The organism is Pontiella sp., assembly GCF_041622395.1.
Lineage (GTDB): Bacteria > Verrucomicrobiota > Kiritimatiellia > Kiritimatiellales > Pontiellaceae > Pontiella.
In genome coordinates, this window is record NZ_JBFJYW010000286.1 from 1 (window position 1) to 4,882 (window position 4,882).

Annotated in this window: 3 protein-coding genes; all 3 read right to left on the reverse strand. The window is 55.8% G+C overall.

Annotation, left to right across the window (positions count from 1 at the left end; translation table 11 throughout):
• A partial coding sequence (locus ABYO54_RS14065; RefSeq protein WP_372808880.1) for a DNA methyltransferase occupies positions 1-1,704 on the reverse strand: 1,704 nt, incomplete at its 3' end.
• 318 nt (positions 1,705-2,022) lie between these two features.
• The gene (locus ABYO54_RS14070) at positions 2,023-3,132 is read right to left on the reverse strand and encodes a hypothetical protein (RefSeq protein WP_372808881.1); all 1,110 of its coding nucleotides are present in this window, start codon (positions 3,130-3,132) and stop codon (positions 2,023-2,025) included.
• 2 nt (positions 3,133-3,134) lie between these two features.
• On the reverse strand, positions 3,135-4,259 hold the full coding sequence (locus ABYO54_RS14075) for an SPFH domain-containing protein (RefSeq protein WP_372808882.1): 1,125 nt from the start codon (positions 4,257-4,259) through the stop codon (positions 3,135-3,137).
• Between the last annotated feature and the right edge of the window lie 623 nt (positions 4,260-4,882).

The following is a 4,882-nucleotide window of genomic DNA, read 5'->3' on the forward strand; positions in this document are numbered from 1 at the left end:
ATAATCCGAATCCTTGTATTCTTTTTGCCCATCAAAAACCGACTCCAAATCATCTTTCTGTTCCGGACTCTGGTTTCTTGCGCCCAGATACGGCGGGTTGCCAAGGACATAGATTTCGTCGCCCTCTTCTTTAGGACACACTTCCGACCACCCTTTTCGGCAGGCGTTGTCGCAGACAATGTTGGCCCCATCTTTCAACGGCAGAGAAGTGAGCGAGTGCTTAAAGCGTTTGGTAAACTCCAGATTCATTTGGTGTTCTGCCAGCCACAGGGCGAGGATGGCGGTTTCACAGGCAAAGTCGGCGATTTCGATGCCGTAGAATTGATCCACCCGGATTTTGGAGACGGGAAATTCATTGAGTGCCTCAAAGATCTCCATTTCCAGACGGCGCAGTTCCTTATAGGCAATAATCAAAAAGTTGCCGGAGCCGCAGGCCGGGTCAAAAATTTTCAGGTTCCAGATCCGCTCGAGCAGCTGATGCAGCTCTTCTACCCGTTTTTTGTTCTGCACCCGGTTGTTCGCTTTTTCAAACTGCTCTTTCAGATCATTCAGGAAGAGCGGTTCGATCACCTTCATGATGTTGGTGACGGAGGTATAGTGCTGCCCAAGATTGTGCCGTTCCTCCGGATCGATGACGGCTTGGAACATGGAGCCGAAAATGTCGGGATTGATTTCCGACCAGTTCAGCGATCCGCTCTCAATAATCATCCGGCGTGACTTTGCTGAAAAGGTCGGTATGTCGAAATGGTCCCGGAAAAGTCCACCGTTCACATACGGCAAATCCTTAACATCGGGATTCAACGCAAAGGCACCAAGTTCGCAAGGATTCGCAGAGGAGTTATTTGAATCTTTGCGAAGCTCCGCGCTCTCCGCGTCTTTGCGTTGATGATCCGGTGTGTCGAGCCAGTCGAACAGTTGCTTAAAGAAAACATCCAGGTCCGATCCGTCATCCGCCGTATGCGATGCAATGGCATTCGTAACCGCATTTTCATCAAAAATGCCGGTGTCCTCGGCAAAGAGGCAGAAGAGTAGCCGACCCAGAAAGACGTTCATGGCATGGAGACGTTCGTCTCGTTTTTCATCCTCCCGCATGTACTGGGGATTATCCAGTTTGATGGCATCGAACAGCTTCGCCATCTTTTCGGCCGCTTTGATATCCGCCGGATTTTCGTTGGATAACTTGGTTTTCTCCATCCCCGCCCAGGGGAGGAAAAAGTCAACGTTGGTTTCCAGCTTCTGGAATGGGATATCCAACGTGTCGTTCGTTTTGCGATCAACGGCCAGAATCTGTTTAAAATCGGTAACGAAGAGGAAACGGGGATTGTGGGCGTTGGTTCCCTTGGCCTTTTTTAACGCCTCAATCACGGCGTAAAGACTATTTTCACCACCCGCTTCGCTAAAGGACACGGAGGCACACGAAGCTTTTCCTCTGTGATCCTTTGTGACCTCTGTGGTTAAATTCTGGTCCGGCTTGTTTCCCGTCTTTTCGATGTGTTCCGTGGTTAAAACGGCCTTAAAATACAGCTCTTTCTTCCAGAGAACTTCACCGGGAACTTTGGATTGATTGTAGGTTCCCTGTTTCAGACGGGTAATACTGGCCTTCGGTTTCCCATAGGCCAGCAGCAGCTCATAGATAAACTCATCCTGCGGCGGCAAATCGCCCATCAATCGCCGTACATTCTCCGCCACATCCGCATACTTCATAAACACCCCTATAACCGAGCAAATCACAACAGCCACTATTGGTTCGAGACTTTACCCTTCCGCACAAGTTCGCGCAAAGCAATTCATGCCCAATGCAAGCCAAAGGCCTAATCCGGCAATGAAACCCCGAAAAGGGGGCAAGAATGCTGGCGATAGGGTCAGGCCGGAAAGGCTCGACGTTAAGGATTGTAGGGCGAGAATGGTTGAGTCTGCGAGACCTTCCCGCCTCTGTCGTGCAGTTCATCCACATCCGCAAACGGCAAGGACTTGGGGCGGCGGTTCCACTCGGATTCCGCGGATGAATGACCGCAAACAGAATCAGCGCAGTACGGTCTGTCGCGTGGCAATCAGTGCAACGATGCCGACCACGGCGAGGAGGCCGAGCACCAGTCCGGTGATCTTGATCCAGCTCCATGGGCGCTCGCCCTGCACCTCGCCGGTGCGGCCGTTCACGAGAAAACGGTAGAGCTGGTCTTTAAAGCGGTAGGCACAGACAAAGACCGGCAGGAGGAGATGCTTGAAGGTGATGTCGTCGTGGCGGGTGTTGACGCGGGAGATGCGCTGTTCGTCGCCGCCGATGTCGCGGCGGACGAGACGGCGGATTTCTGCGTCGGCAATATCCTTGGCGCGTTCAAAGCCGTCGCCGAGTTCGATTTGGTATCTTTCCGAAATGAAGCCGCTCAGATAGCTTTTTTCGAATGGAACCAGGTTATCGAGATCCCACGGTTCGAGTTTTTCGATGCATTTTTTGGGCAGCGACTCGGATGCGACGATCAGGATGTCGTCGAACGCCTTGCTGACATGTCCGCGGACAAACCGCCACCGAGTTTTCCGCACTTGGCGGGTCTTGGTGACGCTCTTGCCGTTTTCGGTGGTGGTGTAGTGTTGGGTTTCGTAGTAGTGGTCGCCGCGCTGTCCGGTGTACGAGGAGTAGGTGTCGGTGTCGAAGGTCCAGTAGGGAATGTAGACGCCCTTGAAGTGGTCGAAATTGAGCGAGGCTTTTTTCAGGTCGTTCGGGGCGAACCAACGTTTGCCGACCCACTCTTTAAATTCGGCGAGGGCCTGATCCTGGCTCAGTTTGAACGGTAGCAGCGACTTTGGTTTAATGACGGTTTCGTCGTGCGCATGCTCCATCACGAGCGGCGTGCTGCAATAGGGGCAGTCGGAGGCGGTAATATTCGGCTCCAACGTGCAGCTGGCCCCGCACGAATCGCATTTCACGAAATGGCCGACCAGCTCCTCTTCCTTGGTGGCCGCTTCGGTGAGGTAGGCCAAAAAATCCAGCTCTTCGACGGACTCGTCGATTTCCGGGATCTCGTTTTCGGCACCGCAATATTGGCAGGCCAGCGTGGTGGTGCCGGGCTGGTAGGTCAGCTCCGCGCCGCAGGAGGTGCAGGCGAAGGAAACGGCCGCTTCGGGGGATTCCATGGCTACGCTCCCGGAATGGACGGAGGAACGCTGCCGAATACCGGCGCCAGCTCGGGAATCTGCGACCCGGCGGTCCAGTTGGCCATGCCTTCGCGCCAGAAGAGCGAATCGGCGTTAATCTGGCGCGCCATGGCCATCTGTTTCAAGGTGTTGAGATCGAACGGTCCGGCCTGCCGGCCGTTTTGCACGGCGAAGAAGGCGAGCGCCGGCGGAGCGGGCGGAACCGGGGGCGGGGCCGACTGCACGGGCGGAGGCGTTGCGCCGGCCTGCTGTTCAGGCATCATGGCCTGGCCCATTTGGTTGGCCATGGCAAAGCCCATGCCCATGCCCATTCCGGCGCCCGCCGTGCCGGACGGGTTTGCGGCGGCCGCTTCCATCGCCTTGGCTGCTTTCAGTTGGGTCAGCTTGTTCAGGTCGATCGCATTCAGGCGGCTGAGTTCGAAGATTTCTTTCTTCACCTCTTCCGGCATCGATACGTTTTCCACGAGGAACTTGGTAACCTCCACGCCATACTGTTCGAACTCGGGGCCAATCTGCGTGTGCACGAATTCGGAGAGTTCGTTGGCTTTGGCCGCGAAGGCCTCGACCGGGAAGCCGGCTTCGCCGACGGCGTCGGTGAAGCGGGTAACGATCAACGAGCGCAGCTGCTCGCCAATCTCCTCGGTGGTAAAGTGGCCGTCGGTGCCGACGATCTCGCGGATAAAGGTCGCCGCATCCTTGACGCGGATCACATAGGTGCCGAATGCACGGATTTCGAGCATGCCGAAGCGCGGGTCCGAAAGGGTAATGGCGTTTTTCGTGCCCCACTTTTGGTCGGTCATGTTGCGGGTGCTGACAAAATAGACCTCGGCCTTGAACGGGCTGTTGAAGCCGTGCGCCCAGCCTTTGAGCGTGGCGAGGATCGGCAGGTTTGCGGTAGAGAGGGTATACATGCCCGGTGCGAAAACATCGGCGATCTTGCCCTCGTTGATGAAGACCGCCGCCTGTCCTTCGCGGACGGTCAGTTTCGCTCCGTTTTTGATTTCGTTTTGATAGCGCTCGAAGCGGTAGACCATCGTGTTGTTCGAATCGTCCAGCCACTCGATGATATCGATCAGTTCGCCGCGTAGTTTGTCGAAGAGTCCCATCTTTTGTGTCCCCATGTTTGAGTCTGATAATAGGTTGTAGAAGAAACCACATGTTGTCGTTTAAAAGCAAGATCGCTTAACGGAATTGATCTGCAAATTATAAAGGGTGCTTTATGTAGCCGCGGTCCGGCCTCGCCCGGTGAGCGATGACAGCGGGAGTCAGGGCAAGCTATAAGTCAGTTCCGCAGAGGCATGGAAAAGTAGGGCTGGCATCTTGCCGGTCTGCGGCGGCCCGATTCCGTTGATTTTGGAGGGTCGCAGGCCCTGCGACTGTGGGGCAGGCATCTCTGCCTGCCCTTGAACAGGCAAGAATGCCTGCTCCACGAAGTGCGGTGCGGCTGGGGAGGGTCGCGGCTCTGCGACCAAGGCACGGAGCCCGTGCCCCTCCGTGCGCCTTCGAGTCCATTGGGCTTACTGGCGAAAGTCCAGTCCGGCTGAAGTTGCTAAGCCGGTAGTTGAGAGTAACTGCGTCGCAGTAATGCGGGGGGGAGAGCAACAGGAAACAAACAGACAGTCCGCAGGATAACGAACCCGTTTCGGCCTGATGGATGGGCGAGCCTGCGTAGGACCGGCGAAGCCGCAACCGCGAGGAGCGCGGCGTTCCTGAACCGGCAACGGAATGC

Excerpts from the sequence above, each read along its gene's own strand:
- ABYO54_RS14070 (WP_372808881.1), bottom strand. The coding sequence starts at position 3,132 with ATGGAATCCCCCGAAGCGGCCGTTTCCTTCGCCTGCACCTCCTGCGGC.
- ABYO54_RS14075 (WP_372808882.1), bottom strand. The coding sequence starts at position 4,259 with ATGGGACTCTTCGACAAACTACGCGGCGAACTGATCGATATCATCGAG.